Origin of the sequence: Escherichia sp. E4930 (assembly GCF_005845405.1) — a bacterium.
Classification (GTDB): domain Bacteria; phylum Pseudomonadota; class Gammaproteobacteria; order Enterobacterales; family Enterobacteriaceae; genus Escherichia.
Map to the genome: position 1 here is coordinate 1 of NZ_VCDZ01000027.1, position 21,745 is coordinate 21,745.

General features: G+C 52.0%; 16 protein-coding genes and 1 pseudogene. 6 read left to right on the plus strand and 11 right to left on the minus strand.

Annotated features, from left to right (window positions below; translation table 11 throughout):
• From FFT88_RS21430 to thpR, 11 genes are all read right to left on the minus strand, one after another.
• Positions 1–464, minus strand: a 464-nt coding sequence (locus tag FFT88_RS21430; protein WP_138352544.1) for a fimbrial protein, incomplete at its 3' end; no start/stop codon positions are given.
• Between the two features lie 14 nt (positions 465–478).
• Positions 479–1,036, minus strand: a complete 558-nt coding sequence (locus FFT88_RS21435) for a fimbrial protein (RefSeq protein ID WP_135404095.1) — start codon at positions 1,034–1,036, stop codon at positions 479–481.
• A gap of 13 nt (positions 1,037–1,049) precedes the next feature.
• A complete protein-coding gene (locus FFT88_RS21440; protein ID WP_135404096.1) occupies positions 1,050–3,650 on the minus strand; it encodes an outer membrane usher protein in 2,601 nt (866 codons plus the stop codon).
• 40 nt (positions 3,651–3,690) lie between these two features.
• The gene (locus FFT88_RS21445; RefSeq protein ID WP_135404097.1) at positions 3,691–4,416 is read right to left on the minus strand and encodes a fimbrial chaperone; all 726 of its coding nucleotides are present in this window, start codon (positions 4,414–4,416) and stop codon (positions 3,691–3,693) included.
• A gap of 88 nt (positions 4,417–4,504) precedes the next feature.
• Entirely contained in the window at positions 4,505–5,101 is a 597-nt protein-coding gene (locus FFT88_RS21450) for a fimbrial protein (protein WP_135404098.1), read from the minus strand.
• Between the two features lie 350 nt (positions 5,102–5,451).
• Complete coding sequence (gene folK / locus FFT88_RS21455; protein ID WP_135404099.1) at positions 5,452–5,931, minus strand: 2-amino-4-hydroxy-6-hydroxymethyldihydropteridine diphosphokinase; 480 nt, start codon at positions 5,929–5,931, stop codon at positions 5,452–5,454.
• A complete protein-coding gene (gene pcnB, locus FFT88_RS21460; protein ID WP_205712856.1) occupies positions 5,928–7,325 on the minus strand; it encodes a polynucleotide adenylyltransferase PcnB in 1,398 nt (465 codons plus the stop codon). Before pcnB ends, folK begins: the two co-directional genes overlap by 4 nt.
• A 59-nt stretch (positions 7,326–7,384) precedes the next feature.
• Positions 7,385–8,281 carry a tRNA glutamyl-Q(34) synthetase GluQRS gene (gluQRS, locus tag FFT88_RS21465; protein WP_167851597.1) on the minus strand — a complete coding sequence of 299 codons (897 nt, stop codon included), beginning with the start codon at positions 8,279–8,281 and terminating at the stop codon, positions 7,385–7,387.
• Positions 8,282–8,347: 66 nt separating this feature from the next.
• Positions 8,348–8,803, minus strand: a complete 456-nt coding sequence (gene dksA / locus FFT88_RS21470; protein ID WP_001155227.1) for an RNA polymerase-binding protein DksA — start codon at positions 8,801–8,803, stop codon at positions 8,348–8,350.
• Positions 8,804–8,980: 177 nt separating this feature from the next.
• Complete coding sequence (gene sfsA, locus FFT88_RS21475) at positions 8,981–9,685, minus strand: DNA/RNA nuclease SfsA (RefSeq protein ID WP_130204989.1); 705 nt, start codon at positions 9,683–9,685, stop codon at positions 8,981–8,983.
• A 14-nt stretch (positions 9,686–9,699) separates the two neighbouring features.
• On the minus strand, positions 9,700–10,230 hold the full coding sequence (gene thpR, locus FFT88_RS21480; protein WP_130204991.1) for an RNA 2',3'-cyclic phosphodiesterase: 531 nt from the start codon (positions 10,228–10,230) through the stop codon (positions 9,700–9,702).
• Between the two features lie 73 nt (positions 10,231–10,303).
• Between thpR and hrpB the strand changes: the two genes are divergently transcribed.
• From hrpB to fhuB, 6 genes and pseudogenes are all read left to right on the plus strand, one after another.
• Positions 10,304–12,733, plus strand: a complete 2,430-nt coding sequence (gene hrpB, locus FFT88_RS21485) for an ATP-dependent helicase HrpB (RefSeq protein ID WP_135404101.1) — start codon at positions 10,304–10,306, stop codon at positions 12,731–12,733.
• A gap of 162 nt (positions 12,734–12,895) precedes the next feature.
• Positions 12,896–15,417 (plus strand): annotated as a pseudogene (gene mrcB, locus FFT88_RS21490) (bifunctional glycosyl transferase/transpeptidase).
• A gap of 219 nt (positions 15,418–15,636) precedes the next feature.
• On the plus strand, positions 15,637–17,880 hold the full coding sequence (gene fhuA, locus FFT88_RS21495; protein WP_135404102.1) for a ferrichrome porin FhuA: 2,244 nt from the start codon (positions 15,637–15,639) through the stop codon (positions 17,878–17,880).
• A gap of 50 nt (positions 17,881–17,930) precedes the next feature.
• Positions 17,931–18,728: a Fe3+-hydroxamate ABC transporter ATP-binding protein FhuC gene (gene fhuC, locus FFT88_RS21500; RefSeq protein ID WP_001158929.1), complete on the plus strand. Its 798-nt coding sequence runs from the start codon at positions 17,931–17,933 to the stop codon at positions 18,726–18,728.
• Entirely contained in the window at positions 18,728–19,618 is an 891-nt protein-coding gene (gene fhuD / locus FFT88_RS21505) for a Fe(3+)-hydroxamate ABC transporter substrate-binding protein FhuD (RefSeq protein ID WP_135404103.1), read from the plus strand. The genes fhuC and fhuD overlap by 1 nt, the downstream gene beginning before the upstream one ends.
• The gene (fhuB, locus tag FFT88_RS21510) at positions 19,615–21,597 is read left to right on the plus strand and encodes a Fe(3+)-hydroxamate ABC transporter permease FhuB (RefSeq protein WP_135404104.1); all 1,983 of its coding nucleotides are present in this window, start codon (positions 19,615–19,617) and stop codon (positions 21,595–21,597) included. The genes fhuD and fhuB overlap by 4 nt, the downstream gene beginning before the upstream one ends.
• The last annotated feature ends 148 nt before the right edge of the window (positions 21,598–21,745 follow it).

Sequence of the window (21,745 nt, forward strand, 5' to 3'; positions counted from 1 at the left end):
GTAGCTGTATCTAGTGGTGCAGTGAGAGTATTTGTTGTCGAACAATTAAATTGTGTACTCCCATTTTTGTCTGGAGTGTCGGTTGTCCATACTTCAACTGCGGCATTTGTTGCTGGGTTATTACTTGATTTGTTCGCAAATGCAGTACCTGCACAGCCTGCTATCCTGGGGCTTAATTTCACTTTTGCACTTTTATCCGGAATACCTGCGCAACCGCTAAAGCGAATCTTAAATTTCTTTATTTTGCTTTTAGCAACAAGTTCAGATATATAGACATCGCCAAATGCAACGGTTGTGCTCTGTTTATTATTATCATCAAGTAGTGTGGTGGTACAGGTACCCATTGTGATTTCACTATTTACTGTCAGGGTTGCTGACGTCGTGCCAGCCTGAGCGACATTAACAAAAATAACGCCACTAGCGATAACAGTACCAATCATTGTAGCTATATTTTTTATTTTCATGGTTGCGGTTCCTGTTATTCATAGGTGAAATTAAAAGTGGCTTTGGCGCGGAATTTCCCCGTTCTTCCGGTTCCAGGTGTCGTTTCGCGTAGTGCTACGGTCAGTTTTAGGCCTTCATTTTTATCGGTGCCATTCCATTCGACGATGCTGGTATTGTTTGGCGCAATAAATGCAGTATCTGCTGCATTCCTACGTTTGATACCCATACCAATATTGGCTGCCGGTGAGTCAGTGGATTCATTTTTTATCAAGTTACCTGAAATCGACGAACCAGATAGCTTGGTAAAGATTTTTTTATATCCACTACTGCAACCAGATGCGACCAACTTAAAGTCGGCTTGTGCTGAAACATCACTTTTGACTATTTTATCCAGTCCAACGCTGGCAATGGACAGACTATAATTATCACCACCATCGTCGTTAACTTGGGGGCCACCATCCTGAACGATAGTAATCGTACATGTGGTGGCCAATATGTTTGCAGTAAAATCGACATCAAGACTATCTGCCGCAAAACTTACAGTAGGTAATCCCAGGCCTACTAGCACGGATGTTATTAATATCCTTTTCATAAAGTATTCCATATTAGTGGTTAGCCAACTGGCAGGTTAGATTATTCAATAATAAAGTCCTGGTACTGCCCAGCATTTGCGGTTGTGCCGGAACGCGATACGGCAATTTACAATCGATAGTGTGATTGTTTTCAAACCAGCGCACGATTAATTCCCCGCTATCATTAATTCCACGGACAAACGCCTGACCGCCCTGGCCCATACTGCCGATCATGATGTCATCCTGGTAAACTTCAGCCGCAAACGGAATCGGTTTGCCATTATTAGTGATGATATTTAATACGGCAGAACGCCCCTGATCGGTTTCAAAACTGGTCAGGATAACGGAACCACTACGTGGAATTGTGGTAGCGCTGGTACTTTTAAGCTCTACGTCGTTTTCCATTGTTTCAATATTCAGACCGACCCGGTTTTCCCGGTATGGACTGACAGAGGACGTAATGGCATATCCCCAGCGATCGATCTCATCGCTGCTGTTATTTACTCTCGCACCCTTAGCGCCCGGCGCTTTAATAACAACCAGCGTGTCGTTGCTGCCAAAACTATCATTGGTGTAAGTCAGACCTCCGCTGTGCAGCACAAAGCCGCCATCGGTACTGAGCGAATATTGTTGATTATTATCGCTGGTGGCAGATGCCGAGGCCGAAATACCGCCCCATGCTGACTCATAGCTGAGATATCCCCCCAGGGAGGCAACATCACCAGATACTTTATCCAGGTTGTATCCCGTATTGACGCTGTAGCTCATCAGATGGTCTTCGCTACTACCTGAACTACTGACGTTCATTTGATGAGAACCATTAAAGTCGGTGTTGACCTGAGTATTCAGATTGCGAAAACCTGAGTTACGACGTTTGCCACCAAAAATATTCTCCAGTGGAACACTGACGCTCAGGTACATTGCATCATCTTTTTCACCATCGATATTCCAGCTACGTTGCAGGTTGACGCTGAAACTTCCCCACGAGACACTTTTACTGTAGCCCACGTTATATTCAGTGCGGCTATCGCCAGCGGCCCAATAATCTGTCCAGCTTCCAGATAAATAGAGTGAACCGTAGTCTTCATAAGCAATATTCAACGGCTGGCTTACGCTGATGGTAAACTGATTTTTCATCCGCGAATAATTTTGCATGGTGTTTTTATCTTCATCACTGGATGAATGATTTGCATCGTCGATTAGCATCAACGCATCATACAGACCGAGATAATCTTGTGTGGAGTAACGATAGGCCGCGAGGTTAAACGAAGTACCCGTGCCCTCGAAGAGTTTATTCCAGGTGAGACGATAACTTTGTCCCTGATAGGTTTTATCGTCAGGAATATCGGTGCGCGAGTGAGTTACGTCTACTGCAAAAGCACCAATACTGGTGTTGACCCCCAGACCCAATAATCCGGCGATATAATCATTGTCGGTAGCTTGTACTCCGGTATAACCCGTTAACAGGTTATTAATACCATAGTAAAACGATGCCTGCGTCATGTTAGGTTCGTGACGCAAGTTGTCATTAATGACCTGACCCGCGCTGAAATCCCAACGCCCGACCCCTGGACGTTGCATTTGTACAACGGAGGAGAACGGTTGGGTAAATGAACGCGTAGAACCATCGGCCTCTTCAATGGTAACAACCAGTTCGCTACCAAATCCGGAAGGGCTAATGTCATCAATGGCGAATGCACCTGGCGGAACGGTAGTCTCATAGATTTTATAACCGTTCTGGGTAATGGTGACTTTAGCGTTAGTGTTAGCAACACCGCGGATAGTTGGCGCATAGTTGGCTAATACAGAAGGCAGCATACGACTGTCACTGTAAAGGCGTACCCCGCGTACATTGACTGAGTCAAAGGTTTCCCCGGTAGTGTAGGCATCACCAAGAATTATTTGCGAACGGATAGCCGGGATGTCACGCTGAAGGTAACGATCCTGAAAATCAAAGTTGCTTCCGCCATCTGTTGACCAGTTGTAGTTGCCGCGTGCGCGCAGGTGCCAGGCACCTAAATTGATCCCTGAATTGAATGCGCCATAGATACTGTCTCTGCTTCGATTATCTGAATCTGTGTGGTACGCGTTCAGTGAATACGAGAGCATGGCAGCGTTTATCCCTGACTCCCACAAAGAAGGATCGACGTAACCGCCATAGCTTTTATACACATAAGCCTGAGGAACGGAGATCTCCAGAAATTGCTCGCCACCGTCATAGCGGATCGCTGCCTGGCTGATCGATTTTGCCAGATCCAGACAGTCTCCTTCTTCGCTCTCTCTTGTCAGCAGGGTAACAGGTTGTTCTGGTTGCTTAATGTGCATCTGCGCCAGATTTTTACGGGTAATACAGGCAACTGCACTATTTTCACCAATATCAACAAAGGGAAGCTCTAAACTGGCGACAGATTTTTCATTTACAAATACACGGACGTTATAAACACCCGGTGATGTTGGGTTGCCTTGTGTGTAACGTTTCACATCGATTGTTGATGAACCTGCGCCCATCAGAAAAGAACTGTCATATTCCACGTTTTCTGTTGCCGCGCCATTACCGCTATAGAACAAGGCGCAGCAGGCAGCCAGTATCGTCTTTTTCGGGGCACGGTTTTTATGCTGAGTAAACTTATACAAGGTTGCATTCCTGGCGATGTAAAAAAGATCCGTTTGGTTATTAGAGCGATGCTGAACCATCAATATTGCCGCCATAGTCATTGATGGCTTTGTAGACAATTTTTCCTGATGACACGCTACCCGCCAGCCCGGTAACGGCGAAATTAGCCTGACCAAAAGGAGCGATCATGCTGGAGTCCACGGTGTAGGTTTTGCCGCCGCTTTCCAGAGTGATATCGTTGAATGAAACGTAGTAAGGCGTTGGGTTATTTACCTGTACCTGTGCATTGCTTAACTTCCACGTCAGTTTCGCGGGGGCTTCGGCTGGTTCACCCTGTAAGCCACTGGGGCGATAAAAGAGTTTGATGCGGGTACGGAAAGCCAGTTGTAATAAGTTTTTGTCAGACTCTGCATCTTTTGGCTTAGGCGGTACTTCCAGTACGTTAAACCAGAAAACACTTTCTCTGTCCGCAGGAAGCGCGGTAGTCCCGGTAAACATCACTTTTACCGTTTGCCCGCGTTTGGGTTCGACACGTGAAACTGGCGGCGTGGCTGTAAATGGAACTTTAATCTGGCCAGGATCGGCATTGTCATCACCTGTATCCAGCCAGTTTTGAATTAATAAAGGGCGATTTCCTTTGTTTTCCAGGCGAACGTTAACATCTTTTTTATCAGCGTTATAAATGATACGCGTACCAGAAATAATAATATCGGCAAATGCAGGAGTACTGGCTAAGAGAGTACTCATAAATAATGCACTAACGGTTTTTTTTACGAAGGGAAACATAAGCACTCCTTGCATCGGTGTAGGTAAATACAGAAGAGAAAAATAAGGTTTGCCATCCGGCAAACCTTATTTTCAGATAACGTACTTATTACTGATAAGTAATGGTGTACAGGGCGTTAGTGGTAACGTGGCCTGTAGTAACGCCCTGGCTGTTCGGCGCTTTTACATAGGAAGCATTGAACTTGTACTGACCATCACCTTCTGAATCTAAATTCAGCAGGTGTTTTTCAGCGGAGTTGTTCATGTTAACCAGTTTGGTGTCTGCGCTACCATCCTGTTTTTGCATATTATGCACAGCAATATTGACGTTCTGGGCCGGTTGGATACCGTTAACCGTCACGTTCATATTGTTATTAAGCGTACCGCTGGTATTTGCGTAGCTGGCAGAGCCCATGGTTAAAGCTGCGACATTGACAGTACCCGGTGCACAATCAACAGAAATCATAAATGCTTTAGGCAGCAAACCAACGCTGTTTGCGCTTACTTCTGTAAACGTATCGCTGACGTTAGCAGTATCCAGCGTAACTACGCCATCGGTAGTGATGCTGTGTTTGCCTTCATCAACAACACCGACTTTACAGGTTCCGGACTGAACCAGACCGTTAAAGTCGATATGACCACCATCGACAGCCAGTGCAGAGCCTGAAGTGAAAACCAGAGTGGCCGCGAGAAGTGCTTTTTTCATTACATGTATCCTTACAAAAAATAATGGGAAATTAATATTGCGAGCGGATACTACTCAAAAACATTGGAGGATGTAATAGTAGATAAATTATCATTAATATGAATATATTTTTATAGATTATTGAATTGTCGCTTTTGTATGCTTATTTAAACCAAAAAGTCCTAAATTATTTACGAAAGCCACTGTTTGTTGTATGTATTTAAAATATCTAAAATGTAAATTAAGAATATTTAATGCGTAAGCAACGATGTGAGGAGTAAGATTAGGAAATAATTTAATTGTAGATAATAGTATATCCGTATCATTTTTATTTTCTTTCGTCAAGAAAATAAAATAATACAGTGCAGCAATTACCAGATGGCAGGTTGTGGGGCTGCTAGTTTGGTGAGTATATCGTGTAATGTTTCGCCATCTGGAAACGTTAATCCCGGCGCAATCTCAAACAGCGGCCACAACATAAAACCGCGATTTTTCATATCGTAGTGCGGAACGGTGAGTCGTTCGGTATTAATGGATTCATTACCAAACAGCATGATGTCGAGATCCAACGTACGCGGTCCCCAGCGTTCCGCTTTACGGACACGGCCTTGCTGTAACTCAATACGCTGTGTGTGGTTGAGTAATTCTTCTGGCGCGAGCGTTGTTTCCAGCGCTACGGCGGCATTGAGGTAGTCGGGTTGATCCTGCGGACCAAGCGGGGGAGTACGGTAAAACGAGGAGATGGCGAGGATGCGGCTTTCGGGAATATCAGCCAGTGCCTTTATGGCAGCATTGACCTGCTCCAGCGGAGAGGCCAGATTGCTGCCTATGGCAATATACGCCACCGTCATGCGGTACCCTCGCGACGCGGGGCGCGTTTGCGCGGACGGCGAGTACGGCGGCGCGGTGTTGGATCTTCATCCAGCTCGTTGAGCATCCCTTTTTGATCGGGTGGCGCAGAAACCTGGAACTCACCCCACCATTTCGCCAGACGTTGCAGCTCGGCGTTGCGTTCCACTTCAGCACGCAGAGCCAGCAGGTCGTAGGCGGCGCGGAATTTCGGATGCTCCAGCAGTTTCCATGCACGTTTGCCCTGACGACGGGACATACGCAGCTGCAGCTGCCAGATATCGCGAGTTAGCGTAGTCAGACGTTTCGGGATCGCCAGTGAACGGCAGGCTTCGTCCAGCACATCGTTCATCGCCAGCGCGAAAGCGTCGTGATAGGTCAGGCCGCTTTCCTGAGCAATTTTCTGCGCTGTTTCCAGCAGTGGATACCAGAACATGGCGGCAAACAAAAACGCCGGGTTAACGCGCATATCGTTATGAATACGCGTATCGGTATTCTTCAGTACCTGCTCAATGATCCGCTCCATTGGGCTGTCGCCATTTTCCGTGAAGTAACGGGTAATGGTCGGGAACAGCGGCTGGAACAGATTATATTCACACAGCAGTTTATAGGTTTCGTAACCGTAGCCCGCTTGCAACAGTTTAAGAGACTCTTCAAACAGGCGTGCTGGCGGAATATCGTTGAGCAGAGTAGCAAGGCGTGGGATCGGCTCGGCGGTTTCTGGGCTGATGCGCATCCCCAGTTTCGCGGCAAAACGTACTGCGCGCAGCATACGTACCGGATCTTCACGGTAGCGCGTTTCCGGGTTACCAATCAGGCGAATAACACCGTCTTTCAGATCCTGCATGCCACCAACGTAATCACGGACGGTAAAATCCGCGACGCTGTAATACAGACTATTAATAGTGAAATCGCGGCGCTGGGCGTCTTCTTCGATGGAACCGAAAATGTTGTCGCGTAGCAACATGCCGTTTTGCCCGCGCTGAGAAGTCGTGCGGTCGCTGACGTTGCCTTCGTGGTGACCACGGAAGGTGGCGACTTCGATAATTTCCGGGCCAAACATCACATGAGCCAAACGGAAACGGCGACCTACCAGGCGGCAATTACGGAACAGTTTGCGCACTTGCTCAGGCGTGGCGTTGGTGGTCACGTCAAAATCTTTCGGCTTTTTGCCAAGTAACAGGTCGCGTACGCCGCCGCCAACCAGCCAGGCTTCGTATCCCGCTTTATTGAGCCTGTACATTACCTTCAGGGCATTTTCACTGATATCTTTGCGGGAAATAGCATGCTGCTCGCGCGGGATCACCGTCACCTGTGGACGGGCGACTGCCTGTTCAGCTTCGCTCTCCTCGCGGCTCAACACCTTGCGGCAAAAATTAGCGACTCGGGTAAAAATAATACACCTCGGTAGTGTCAAACATCATTCAGGACAAAAAAATAGCGGCTAATCATAGCTCAGCATGACGCATTTGAGAATGTTGAATTTACAATTGCCGACTCTGGCACGGCGGTCAGCGTCCAGTTTTTGACGGCTGACTGAAGGATTTGCTCTACGCTGTAATCCTGCCAGTGCACTTCTGCCTGCTGACCCAGAAAATGAAGTGCCGCGATTAACACCGGGCGCGGATCGCCTTTCGGTAACGCAGGCGCATGATTCTGCTTGGAAAGTTTAGCGCCTTGTTCGTTTAGCGCCAGCGGTAAATGAATGTAATCTGGCACCCGCCAGCCAAAAATCTGGTACAGCGAGATTTGCCGCACTGTCGGTTCAATTAAATCTGCCCCACGAACAATTTCTGTGACGCCCTGGAAGTGATCATCGACCACCACCGCCAGGTTATAGGCAAACAAACCATCACGACGATGAATAATAAAATCTTCTCGTGCCAGTTTTTCGTCGGCGTAAATAATTCCGCGTAGTTGATCAGTAAACTGCATGACCGGATACAACTGCCGAATACGCACAGCCGCGTTGTCTGGTCCATGATGCAATGCTCGGCAATGACCGTCGTAAATACCGCCAATGCTTTGAATACGCGCACGCGTGCAGGTGCAGTAATAACTTAGCTCTTGCTCATGTAACCAGGCGAGTGCTTCGCGATAGGCGTCGTGACGTTGGGATTGCCAAAGAACATCGCCGTCCCAGTGCAGGCCGTAATGTTCCAGCTGGCGCAGGATAGTTTCTGCGGCACCGGGAACTTCACGAGGCGGGTCGATATCTTCAATGCGTACCAGCCAGCGACCTTGCCGGGCGCGAGCCTGCAAATAGCTGCCAAGCGCAGCAATCAGAGAACCAAAATGAAGCTCGCCGGAAGGAGAGGGGGCGAAGCGACCAATATACTGTGTGTCTGTCATCTCTTTGAACAAAAAATAAGGCGGGAGTATTTCCCGCCTGTGGTAAACGTGATGGAACGGCTGTAATTAGCCAGCCATCTGTTTTTCGCGAATTTCAGCCAGCGTTTTGCAGTCGATGCACAGATCGGCTGTCGGGCGCGCTTCCAGACGACGAATACCAATTTCAACACCGCAAGATTCGCAGTAGCCGAAATCTTCGTCTTCCACTTTTTTCAGCGTCTTCTCGATCTTTTTGATCAGCTTACGCTCGCGATCGCGGTTACGCAGTTCGAGGCTGAACTCTTCTTCCTGGGCTGCACGGTCTACCGGGTCCGGGAAGTTGGCTGCTTCATCCTGCATATGTGTAACGGTGCGATCGACTTCATCCCTGAGTTGATTACGCCATGCTTCCAGAATACGACGGAAGTGCGCCAGCTGGGCTTCGTTCATATACTCTTCGCCCGGCTTCTCCTGATATGGCTCCACCCCAGCGATGGCGAGAATACTCAGGGACGATGTTTTACGGTTTTGCCCTTCTTGCATGTTGCTTCTCCTTAACACGCACTATCGATCCCCATGTTCGGGGGAAAAATGAGGCCGCTATAAATAGCAGATGCTTTTCCGGATAGCAATTATCTAAACGTAACACTTGACAACTGTGTGAGGAAAAGCGTATTTGCGCACGCGACCAGAATGTAAATTAACCAGTTACTTACACTACTACAATGTAACAGGCAGTGATTTTTTAAGAGCCATACCTTCAGCAGAAAGTTCCGCTTTATAAGCCAGAATTTCTACTCCCCTCTGTTGTGCTTCTGACAATAGTTGCGCGTATTTCTCATCGATGTGGCGCGCGGGTGAAAACCGTGTAATGGCTGAATGCAGTACAGCGAAAAAAATCACCGCACGTTGGCCTTCAGCCGCTACGCTCATCAACTCCCGAAGATGTTTCTGCCCACGTTGGGTAACGGCATCGGGAAAGTAACCTTGCTCATTTTCCGCTAACGTAACCGATTTCACTTCAATATAGCAGTCAGGTCGAAACCTCGCCTGTAACATGAGGTCAATACGACTGCGCTCGGCACCGTATTTTACTTCGCTTTTCAGCGAGCTATAGCCTGATAGCTCCGAAATTTCCCCATTAAGGATAGCCTCTTTCGTCAATCTATTCGCCCAAAGCGTATTAACGCAAATAAATGCGCCGCTTTGGCTTTGGGTTAATTCCCAGGTGTGCGGGTATTTCCGTTTTGTATTGTCGGAAGTCGAATACCAGACGGTATCGCCAGGCGTTGCACAACCGGTCATCGCGCCAGTGTTGGGGCAGTGTAGCGTCAATTCACGACCATCAGGTGTGATCACATCGGCTAAAAAGCGTTTATAACGCTGAATTAGCGTGGCGCGCTGTAAAGGAGGAGAAAATTCCATTATGACAATCCTTGTTATTGCGTCAGCGTCCAGCGTTTGAGCGGTGTGTAACGTGTACGCCCACGGGCAAACGAGGAAGCATAAAGAGTGAACTCCTTCACCTCATATGACCAGTTAAAACCAGGCGGTGGGATTGTTACCGCCTCGCTGGCGTCACGCAATAAGGTGATATGCGGATGAAACGGTCGATTGCTTTGAAAACAACCACTGCGTGCTGCCTGCGAACGAAGCATATTCGCCAGTTGGATTAAGCCGCGCGGCGGCTGGCGCATACCCAACCATACCACGCGTGAACGCAGCCACTGACCTGCGTCATCAAGCGTGAGTGTAAAACCGGGTTGACGAATTCGCCCGGCCAGCAGTGAGAGCGCCTTCTCTTTGTCTGCGCTTACTTCGCCTAAAAACGCCAACGTCAGATGCAAATTCTCAGCAGCAACCGGGCGACCCGCTTCAGGTGGAAACTGTGCGGCGCGCCAGTGAATAATCTGTTCGCGGATTTCAGCAGGTAGGTCAATGGCAAAGAACAGCCGTTGCGGTTCAGACATGTCAGGCACTCGGTTATGAATTACCGCGATGCTACAATGTGGCGCGAAGAATGTTAACCCTCTGGAGCGTTTTGTGTCGTCGTTACCCGTTGCAGCCGTCTTACCTGAATTACTTGCCGCCCTCGATTATGCGCCGCAGGTGTTATTAAGTGCGCCGACCGGAGCCGGAAAATCGACCTGGCTACCGCTGCAACTGCTGGCGCATTCAGGGATTCACGGGAAAATCATCCTGCTGGAGCCACGTCGACTGGCGGCGCGTAACGTTGCGCAACGCCTGGCGGAGCTGCTGAACGAAAAGCCTGGCGACACAGTTGGCTACCGGATGCGTGCGCAAAACTGCGTCGGGCCGAATACTCGTCTGGAAGTGGTCACCGAAGGCGTGTTGACGCGCATGATCCAGCGCGACCCGGAACTGAACGGCGTGGGGCTGGTGATCCTCGATGAATTTCATGAACGCAGTTTGCAGGCGGATTTGGCGCTGGCGTTGTTACTCGATGTGCAACAAGGTCTGCGCGATGACTTAAAGCTGCTAATTATGTCGGCTACGCTGGATAACGATCGCTTGCAGCAGATGCTGCCAGAAGCGCCCGTTGTTGTTTCCGAAGGGCGCTCGTATCCGGTGGAGCGCCGCTATTTGCCGTTGCCTGCACACCAACGCTTTGACGAAGCAGTAGCTGCCGCTACCGCCGAATTGCTGCGCCAGGAAACTGGGTCATTACTGTTATTTTTACCTGGTGTCGGAGAAATTCAGCGCGTGCAGGAACAATTGGCGTCACGTATCGGCAGTGATGTGTTGCTCTGCCCGCTGTATGGCGCGTTGTCGCTGAACGATCAGCGAAAAGCTATCCTCCCTGCGCCGCAAGGAATGCGCAAAGTGGTGCTGGCGACCAACATCGCTGAAACCAGTCTAACCATCGAAGGTATCCGTCTGGTGGTGGATTGCGCCCAGGAAAGGGTAGCGCGCTTTGATCCGCGTACGGGTCTTACTCGGTTGATCACTCAGCGCGTTAGTCAGGCGTCGATGACGCAACGTGCCGGGCGCGCCGGGCGTCTGGAGCCAGGTATTTGCCTGCATTTAATCGCTAAAGAGCAGGCGGAACGCGCCGCAGCGCAAAGTGAACCGGAGATCTTACAAAGCGATCTCTCCGGTTTGTTGATGGAATTACTGCAATGGGGATGTAGCGATCCGGCACAGATGAACTGGCTGGATCACCCGCCAGCGGTGAATCTACAGGCGGCGAAACGCCTGTTACAAATGCTGGGGGCGCTGGACGGTGAACGGCTTAGTGCGCAAGGGCAAAAAATGGCGGCGCTGGGTAACGATCCGCGTTTAGCGGCAATGCTGGTGAGCGCGAAGAGTGACGATGAAGCGGCTACCGCCGCAAAAATTGCCGCTATTCTCGAAGAACCGCCACGGATGGGTAATGGCGATCTTGGCGTGGCGTTCTCGCGCAATCAACCTGCCTGGCAGCAACGTAGTCAGCAACTGTTGAAACGCTTAAACGTACGCGGCGGTGAGGAGGACAGTTCGCTTATTGCGCCGCTACTTGCCGGGGCGTTTGCCGATCGTATTGCTCGTCGGCGTGGGCAAGATGGTCGCTATCAACTGGCGAACGGCATGGGGGCGATGCTGGATGCCGACGACGCGTTAAACCGCCACGAATGGCTGATCGCACCGTTATTATTGCAGGGCAGCGCCTCGCCGGATGCGCGGATTTTGCTGGCGCTGCCGGTCGATATTGATACGTTAGTAGAACGTTGCCCGCAACTGGTGCAGCAGTCTGACACTGTGGAGTGGGACGATGCTCAAGGCACGCTGAAAGCCTGGCGTCGGCTGCAAATTGGCCAGCTCACGGTAAAAGTGCAGCCACTAGCGAAACCTTCGGAAGAAGAATTACATCAGGCGATGCTTAACGGTATACGCGATAAAGGATTAAACGTCCTCAACTGGACGCCAGAAGCGGAACAGCTACGCCTGCGTTTACTGTGCGCTGCGAAGTGGTTACCAGAGTATGACTGGCCAGCGGTCGATGACGCGAGTTTATTGGCGACGCTTGAAACGTGGTTGTTGCCGCATATGAGCGGTGTACATTCGCTACGTGGCCTGAAATCAGTCGATATTTACCAGGCGCTGCATGGATTACTCGATTGGGGAATGCAGCAACGTCTGGTGAGTTCCCTGCCTGCGCATTACACTGTGCCGACGGGAAGTCGGATCGCCATTCGTTATCATGAAGATAACCCGCCTGCGCTGGCAGTAAGAATGCAGGAGATGTTTGGCGAAGCCACCAATCCGACAATCGCCCAGGGACGTGTGCCGCTGGTGCTGGAGTTACTTTCACCCGCCCAAAGGCCGCTGCAAATCACGCGTGATTTGGGGGCCTTCTGGAAAGGGGCGTATCGTGAGGTGCAAAAGGAGATGAAAGGGCGTTATCCCAAACACGTCTGGCCGGACGACCCGGCGAATACCGCACCAACGCGGCGGACGAAAAAGTATTCGTAAGGTTGGTAAACGGGCATAGGAGCAATGAGCGCGCTGATGCCCTCACCCCGGCCCTCTCCCACAGGGAGAGGGAGAAAAGCATTTTGAGAGATATCTTCTTCTGTATTGCAACAGATGAACAGAAAATCGGGCTTTTGCGCCTGAATATTGCGGAGAAAAAGCATGGCCGGGAATGACCGCGAGCCAATTGGACGCAAAGGGAAACCGACGCGTCCAGTCAAACAAAAGGTAAGCCGTCGTCGTTACGAAGACGACGATGATTACGACGATTATGATGACTATGAGGACGAAGAACCGATGCCGCGCAAAGGAAAGGGCAAAGGAAAAGGGCGTAAGCCTCGTGGCAAACGCGGCTGGTTATGGTTGCTGCTAAAACTGGCTATCGTTTTTGCCGTGCTGATCGCCATTTACGGCGTTTATCTCGATCAAAAAATTCGTAGCCGTATTGATGGCAAGGTCTGGCAGTTGCCAGCAGCGGTCTATGGCCGAATGGTTAACCTTGAACCAGATATGACCATCAGCAAGAACGAGATGGTGAAACTGCTGGAGGCGACCCAGTATCGTCAGGTGTCGAAGATGACCCGTCCTGGCGAATTTACCGTGCAGGCCAACAGCATTGAAATGATCCGCCGTCCGTTTGATTTCCCGGACAGTAAAGAAGGCAGGTGCGTGCGCGTCTGACTTTTGATGGTGATCATCTGGCGACCATCGTCAATATGGAGAACAACCGTCAGTTCGGTTTCTTCCGTCTTGATCCGCGCCTGATCACCATGATCTCCTCACCAAACGGCGAGCAGCGTCTGTTTGTGCCGCGCAGTGGTTTCCCGGACTTGCTGGTAGATACCTTGCTGGCAACCGAAGACCGTCATTTCTACGAGCATGATGGCATCAGCCTCTACTCCATTGGACGTGCAGTATTGGCAAACCTGACAGCCGGACGCACGGTGCAGGGGGCGAGTACACTGACGCAACAGTTAGTGAAAAACCTGTTCCTCTCCAGCGAACGTTCTTACTGGCGTAAAGCGAACGAAGCCTATATGGCGTTGATCATGGATGCACGTTACAGCAAAGATCGCATTCTTGAGCTGTATATGAATGAGGTGTATCTCGGTCAGAGCGGCGACAACGAAATTCGTGGCTTCCCGCTGGCGAGCCTGTACTACTTTGGTCGCCCGGTAGAAGAGTTGAGCCTTGACCAGCAGGCGCTGTTAGTTGGCATGGTGAAAGGCGCGTCGATCTACAACCCGTGGCGTAATCCGAAACTGGCGCTGGAGCGACGTAACCTGGTGCTGCGTTTGCTGCAACAACAGCAGATTATCGACGGCGAACTGTATGAAATGCTGAGTGCGCGACCGCTGGGCGTACAGCCACGCGGCGGAGTAATCTCTCCTCAGCCAGCCTTTATGCAGCTGGTGCGTCAGGAGTTGCAGGCGAAACTGGGCGATAAGGTGAAAGATCTCTCTGGTGTGAAGATCTTCACTACTTTTGACTCAGTGGCCCAGGATGCGGCAGAAAAAGCTGCCGTAGAAGGCATTCCTGCACTGAAGAAACAGCGTAAGTTGAGCGATCTGGAAACGGCGATTGTCGTCGTTGATCGCTTTAGTGGCGAAGTCCGTGCGATGGTCGGGGGGGCTGAACCGCAGTTTGCGGGCTACAACCGTGCGATGCAGGCACGTCGTTCGATTGGTTCACTGGCAAAACCAGCGACTTATCTTACGGCGTTAAGCCAGCCGAAAATCTATCGTCTGAATACGTGGATTGCCGATGCGCCAATCGCGCTGCGTCAGCCGAACGGTCAGGTCTGGTCACCGCAGAACGATGATCGTCGCTATAGCGAAAGCGGCAGAGTGATGCTGGTGGATGCGTTGACCCGTTCGATGAACGTGCCGACGGTGAATCTGGGGATGGCGCTGGGGCTGCCTGCGGTTACGGATACCTGGATCAAACTGGGCGTGCCGAAAGACCAGTTGAATCCAGTTCCGGCAATGTTGCTGGGAGCGCTGAACTTAACGCCAATCGAAGTGGCGCAGGCGTTCCAGACTATCGCCAGCGGCGGTAACCGCGCGCCGCTTTCTGCACTGCGTTCGGTAATCGCGGAAGATGGTAAGGTGCTGTATCAGAGCTTCCCGCAGGCGGAACGCGCAGTTCCGGCGCAGGCGGCGTATCTGACGCTGTGGACCATGCAGCAAGTGGTGCAACGTGGTACAGGGCGTCAGCTTGGGGCGAAATATCCGAACCTGCATCTGGCAGGGAAAACGGGTACTACCAATAACAACGTTGATACCTGGTTTGCGGGCATTGACGGCAGCACGGTGACCATCACCTGGGTAGGCCGCGATAACAACCAGCCGACTAAGCTGTACGGTGCCAGCGGGGCGATGTCGATTTACCAGCGTTATCTGGCTAATCAGACACCAACGCCGCTGAATCTTGTACCGCCGGAAGATATCGTGGATATGGGCGTGGATTACGACGGTAACTTTGTTTGCAGCGGTGGTATGCGTACTTTGCCGGTCTGGACCAGCGATCCGCAATCGCTGTGCCAGCAGAGTGAGGTACAGCAGCAGCCGTCAGGCAATCCGTTTGATCAGTCTTCACAGCCGCAACAGCAACCTGCTCAACAGCAGCAGAAAGACAGCGACGGCGTGGCAGGCTGGATCAAGGATATGTTTGGTAGTAATTAACGTCTAAGCGTGACATACCGGATGGCGAGCAGCCATCCGGTAAAATAACATCCCACCCAAAGTATTAACCCTTTCTTTTCATCTGGTTGTTTATTAACCCTTCAGGAACGCTCAGATTGCGTACCGCTTGCGAACCCGCCAGCGTTTCGAATATTATCTTATCTTTATAATAATCATTCTCGTTTACGTTATCATTCACTTTACATCAGAGATATACCAATGGCGCGTTCCAAAACTGCTCAGCCAAAACACTCACTGCGTAAAATCGCAGTTGTAGTAGCCACAGCGGTTAGCGGCATGTCTGTTTATGCACAGGCAGCGGTTGAACCGAAAGAAGACACTATCACCGTTACCGCTGCACCTGCGCCACAAGAAAGCGCATGGGGTCCGGCTGCAACTATTGCGGCGCGACAGTCCGCCACCGGCACCAAAACAGATACGCCGATTCAAAAAGTGCCACAGTCTATTTCTGTTGTGACTGCCGAAGAGATGGCGCTGCATCAGCCGAAGTCAGTAAAAGAAGCGCTCAGTTACACGCCGGGTGTCTCAGTGGGTACGCGTGGCGCATCCAACACTTATGACCACCTGATCATTCGTGGTTTTGCTGCGGAAGGCCAAAGTCAGAACAACTATCTGAATGGCCTGAAGATGCAGGGTAACTTCTATAACGATGCGGTTATCGACCCGTATATGCTGGAGCGCGCTGAAATCATGCGTGGCCCGGTATCCGTGCTTTACGGTAAAAGCAGTCCTGGCGGCCTGTTGAACATGGTCAGCAAGCGCCCGACCACCGAACCACTGAAAGAAGTCCAGTTTAAAGCCGGTACTGACAGCCTGTTCCAGACCGGTTTTGACTTTAGCGATGCGCTGGATGATGACGGCGTTTACTCTTATCGTCTGACCGGTCTTGCGCGCTCTGCCAATGCCCAGCAAAAGGGCGCGGAAGAGCAGCGTTATGCCATTGCTCCAGCGTTTACCTGGCGTCCGGACGATAAAACCAATTTCACCTTCCTCTCTTACTTCCAGAATGAGCCGGAAACTGGTTATTACGGCTGGTTGCCGAAAGAAGGGACCGTTGATACGCTGCCAAACGGTAAGCGTCTGCCGACAGACTTTAATGAAGGGGCGAAGAACAACACCTATTCTCGTAATGAGAAGATGGTTGGCTACAGCTTCGACCACGAATTTAATGACACCTTTACTGTGCGTCAGAACCTGCGCTTTGCTGAAAACAAAACCTCGCAAAACAGCGTTTATGGTTACGGCGTCTGCTCCGATCCGGCGAATGCTTACAGCCAACAGTGTGCAGCTTTAGCTCCAGCGGATAAAGGCCATTATCTGGCGCGCAAATACGTCGTTGATGATGAGAAGCTGCAAAACTTCTCTGTTGATACCCAGTTGCAAAGCAAATTCGCCACTGGCGATATCGCCCATACCCTGCTGACCGGTGTCGACTTTATGCGTATGCGTAATGACATCAACGCCTGGTTTGGTTACGACGACTCTGTGCCACTGCTCGATCTGTACAATCCGGTGAATACCGATTTCGATTTCAATGCGAAAGATCCGGCAAACTCCGGCCCGTACCGTATTCTGAATAAGCAGAAACAAACGGGTATTTACGTTCAGGATCAGGCGCAGTGGGATAAAGTGCTGGTCACTCTGGGCGGTCGTTACGACTGGGCAGATCAAGAATCTCTTAACCGCGTAGCGGGAACGACAGATAAACGTGATGACAAACAGTTCACCTGGCGTGGTGGCGTTAACTACCTGTTTGATAACGGCGTAACACCGTACTTCAGCTATAGCGAATCGTTTGAACCTTCTTCACAGGTCGGGAAGGATGGTAATATTTTCGCACCGTCTAAAGGTAAGCAGTATGAAGTCGGCGTGAAATACGTACCGGAAGATCGCCCAATTGTGGTGACTGGCGCGCTGTATAATCTCACCAAAACCAACAACCTGATGGCGGATCCTGAGGGTTCCTTCTTCTCGGTTGAAGGTGGTGAGATCCGTGCGCGTGGCGTTGAGATCGAAGCAAAAGCGGCGCTGTCGGCGAGTGTTAACGTGGTCGGTTCTTATACCTATACCGACGCGGAATACACCACCGATACCACCTACAAAGGCAATACGCCTGCGCAGGTGCCAAAACACATGGCTTCTCTGTGGGCTGATTACACCTTCTTTGACGGTCCACTTTCAGGTCTGACGCTGGGTACTGGCGGCCGTTATACTGGCTCCAGCTACGGCGATCCGGCGAACTCCTTTAAAGTGGGAAGTTATACGGTCGTGGATGCGTTAGTGCGTTATGATCTGGCGCGAGTCGGCATGGCTGGCTCCAACGTAGCGCTGCATGTTAACAACCTGTTCGATCGTGAATACGTCGCCAGCTGCTTTAACACCTATGGCTGCTTCTGGGGCGCAGAACGTCAGGTCGTTGCAACCGCAACCTTCCGTTTCTAATTTTCTCTTTGGGGCACGGATTTCCGTGCCCGCTTCACAAGTTGGCTGTTATGCAGGAATACACGAATCATTCCGATACCACTTTTGCACTGCGTAATATCTCCTTTCGTGTGCCCGGGCGCACACTTTTGCATCCGCTGTCGTTAACCTTTCCTGCCGGGAAAGTGACTGGTTTGATTGGTCACAACGGTTCTGGTAAATCCACTCTGCTCAAAATGCTTGGCCGTCATCAGCCACCGTCGGAAGGGGAGATTCTTCTTGATGCTCAGCCGCTGGAAAGCTGGAGCAGCAAAGCGTTTGCCCGCAAAGTGGCTTATTTGCCGCAGCAGCTTCCTCCGGCAGAAGGGATGACCGTGCGTGAACTGGTGGCGATTGGTCGTTACCCGTGGCATGGCGCGCTGGGGCGCTTTGGCGCGGCAGATCGCGAAAAAGTCGAGGAAGCTATCTCGCTGGTTGGCTTAAAACCGCTGGCGCATCGGCTGGTCGATAGTCTCTCTGGCGGCGAACGTCAGCGGGCGTGGATCGCCATGCTGGTGGCGCAGGATAGCCGCTGCCTGCTGCTGGACGAACCGACCTCGGCGCTGGATATCGCCCACCAGGTTGACGTGCTGGCGCTGGTGCATCGTTTAAGTCAGGAGCGTGGCCTGACGGTCATTGCCGTGCTGCACGATATTAATATGGCGGCGCGCTACTGTGATTATCTGGTCGCCCTGCGCGGTGGTGAAATGATTGCTCAGGGAACGCCTGCGGAAATTATGCGCGGCGAAACCCTCGAAATGATTTATGGCATCCCGATGGGGATTTTGCCGCATCCGGCGGGTGCTGCACCTGTGAGTTTTGTTTATTGATGAGCGGTTTACCTCTTATTTCGCGCCGCCGACTGTTAACGGCGATGGCGCTTTCTCCGTTGCTATGGCAGATGAATACCGCCCGTGCGGCGGCTATTGATCCACATCGCGTTGTGGCGCTGGAGTGGTTGCCGGTGGAATTACTGCTGGCGCTCGGCATCGTACCTTACGGCGTGGCGGACACCATCAACTATCGCCTGTGGGTCAGCGAACCACCATTACCTGAATCGGTGATTGACGTTGGTTTGCGCACAGAACCTAACCTTGAACTGCTGACCGAAATGAAACCATCGTTTATGGTCTGGTCGGCGGGATATGGCCCTTCGCCAGAAATGCTGGCACGCATTGCGCCGGGACGCGGATTTAACTTCAGCGACGGAAAACAGCCGCTGGTGATGGCGCGTAAATCGCTGACGGAAATGGCGGATTTACTTAATCTGCAAAGCGCAGCAGAAACGCATTTAGCGCAATATGAAGATTTTATCCGCAGCATGAAACCCCGCTTTGTGAAGCGTGGAGCGCGCCCGTTATTGCTGACGTCGCTTCTCGATCCGCGCCATATGCTGGTCTTCGGTCCAAACAGCCTGTTCCAGGAAATTCTCGATGAGTACGGCATCCCAAATGCCTGGCAAGGGGAAACCAACTTCTGGGGCAGTACCGCCGTCAGTATCGATCGTCTGGCGGCGTATAAAGATGTTGATGTGCTCTGTTTTGATCACGACAACAGTAAAGACATGGACGCGCTAATGGCAACGCCGCTGTGGCAGGCCATGCCGTTTGTCCGCGCCGGACGCTTTCAGCGCGTACCTGCAGTCTGGTTTTATGGTGCGACGCTCTCGGCAATGCACTTTGTGCGCGTTCTGGATAACGCCATCGGAGGTAAAGCGTGAGTAAACGAATTGCGCTTTTTCCGGCGTTATTGCTGGCGCTGCTGGTGATTGTCGCAGCGGCGCTCACCTGGATGAACTTTTCGCAAGCGCTGCCGCGTAGCCAGTGGGCGCAGGCTGCCTGGTCGCCGGATATCGATGTCATCGAGCAGATGATTTTTCACTACAGCTTGTTGCCGCGTCTGGCGATTTCGCTGCTGGTGGGCGCGGGCCTGGGGCTGGTGGGCGTGCTGTTTCAGCAAGTGCTGCGTAACCCGCTGGCGGAACCGACGACGTTGGGCGTTGCTACAGGCGCGCAACTGGGGATTACCGTCACTACGCTCTGGGCGATCCCTGGTGCGATGGCGAGCCAGTTTGCTGCGCTGGCGGGTGCTTGTGTCGTTGGCTTAATCGTTTTTGGCGTCGCGTGGGGGAAACGGCTTTCGCCGGTAACGCTGATCCTCGCGGGGCTGGTGGTGAGCCTTTATTGCGGGGCAATCAATCAGTTACTGGTCATCTTCCATCACGACCAACTGCAAAGCATGTTCCTGTGGAGCACCGGAACGCTGACGCAAACCGACTGGGGCGGCGTTGAGCGTTTATGGCCGCAGCTGCTGGGCGGCGTGATGCTGACGTTACTGCTACTTCGCCCGTTAACCCTGATGGGGCTTGATGATGGCGTGGCGCGCAATCTCGGGCTGGCCTTGTCGCTGGCGCGTCTGGCGGCACTGTCGCTGGCGATTGTCATCAGTGCGTTGCTGGTGAACGCGGTGGGGATTATCGGCTTTATCGGTTTGTTCGCGCCGTTGCTGGCAAAAATGCTGGGCGCGCGGCGTCTGCTGCCACGATTGATGCTGGCATCGCTGATTGGTGCGTTAATTCTGTGGCTTTCTGATCAAATCATCCTCTGGCTGACTCGCGTGTGGATGGAAGTTTCTACCGGTTCGGTCACTGCGTTGATCGGTGCGCCGCTGCTACTGTGGCTGCTGCCGCGTTTACGCAGCATTAGTGCGCCAGATATGAAAGTGAACGATCGGGTGGCGACTGAACGCCAACATGTGCTGGCGTTTGCCCTCGCGGGCGGCGTGCTGCTGTTGATGGCTGTGGTGGTGGCGCTGTCGTTTGGTCGTGATGCGCACGGCTGGACGTGGGCGAGCGGGGCGTTGCTCGAGGATTTGATGCCCTGGCGCTGGCCGCGAATTATGGCAGCGCTGTTTGCGGGCGTCATGCTGGCGGTGGCGGGCTGTATTATTCAGCGGCTGACCGGAAACCCGATGGCAAGCCCGGAAGTGCTGGGGATTAGCTCCGGCGCGGCGTTTGGCGTGGTGTTAATGCTGTTTCTGGTGCCGGGCAATGCTTTTGGCTGGCTGTTACCCGCGGGAAGTCTCGGGGCGGCGGTGACGCTGTTGATCATTATGATCGCCGCCGGACGCGGTGGATTTTCCCCACACCGTATGTTACTGGCGGGGATGGCGTTAAGTACCGCGTTCACCATGCTTTTGATGATGTTGCAGGCAAGTGGTGACCCGCGAATGGCGCAAGTGTTGACCTGGATTTCTGGTTCGACCTACAACGCCACCGATGCGCAGGTCTGGTGCACGGGGATTGTGATGGTGATTTTGCTGGCGATTACCCCGCTGTGCCGCCGCTGGCTGACCATTTTACCGCTGGGCGGTGATACCGCGCGGGCCGTGGGGATGGCGCTGACGCCGACGCGAATTGCGCTGCTGCTGCTAGCGGCTTGCCTGACGGCGACCGCGACAATGACCATTGGACCGTTGAGTTTTGTTGGTTTAATGGCACCGCATATTGCGCGGATGATGGGCTTTCGACGGACGATGCCGCACATCGTGATTTCAGCGCTGGTGGGGGGATTACTGCTGGTGTTCGCTGACTGGTGTGGACGGATGGTGCTGTTTCCATTCCAGATCCCGGCGGGTCTGCTGTCGACGTTTATCGGCGCACCGTATTTTATTTATTTGCTGAGAAAGCAGAGCCGTTAATTTTTCCATATAACGGCGCTGAACCCCAGGTCGGATAAGGCGTTCACGCCGCATCCGACAAACAATGCCCGATGCGACGCTGACGCGTCTTATCGGGCCTACAAACGGCCCCGAACCGTAGGCGGATAAGGCGTTCACGCCGCATCCG

Coding starts and splice junctions, on each gene's coding strand:
- fhuA (WP_135404102.1), top strand. CDS start 15,637: ATGGCGCGTTCCAAAACTGCTCAGCCAAAACACTCACTGCGTAAAATC.
- dksA (WP_001155227.1), bottom strand. CDS start 8,803: ATGCAAGAAGGGCAAAACCGTAAAACATCGTCCCTGAGTATTCTCGCC.
- fhuD (WP_135404103.1), top strand. CDS start 18,728: ATGAGCGGTTTACCTCTTATTTCGCGCCGCCGACTGTTAACGGCGATG.
- thpR (WP_130204991.1), bottom strand. CDS start 10,230: ATGTCTGAACCGCAACGGCTGTTCTTTGCCATTGACCTACCTGCTGAA.
- FFT88_RS21450 (WP_135404098.1), bottom strand. CDS start 5,101: ATGAAAAAAGCACTTCTCGCGGCCACTCTGGTTTTCACTTCAGGCTCT.
- sfsA (WP_130204989.1), bottom strand. CDS start 9,685: ATGGAATTTTCTCCTCCTTTACAGCGCGCCACGCTAATTCAGCGTTAT.
- FFT88_RS21445 (WP_135404097.1), bottom strand. CDS start 4,416: ATGTTTCCCTTCGTAAAAAAAACCGTTAGTGCATTATTTATGAGTACT.
- fhuC (WP_001158929.1), top strand. CDS start 17,931: ATGCAGGAATACACGAATCATTCCGATACCACTTTTGCACTGCGTAAT.
- gluQRS (WP_167851597.1), bottom strand. CDS start 8,281: ATGACAGACACACAGTATATTGGTCGCTTCGCCCCCTCTCCTTCCGGC.
- folK (WP_135404099.1), bottom strand. CDS start 5,931: ATGACGGTGGCGTATATTGCCATAGGCAGCAATCTGGCCTCTCCGCTG.
- FFT88_RS21435 (WP_135404095.1), bottom strand. CDS start 1,036: ATGAAAAGGATATTAATAACATCCGTGCTAGTAGGCCTGGGATTACCT.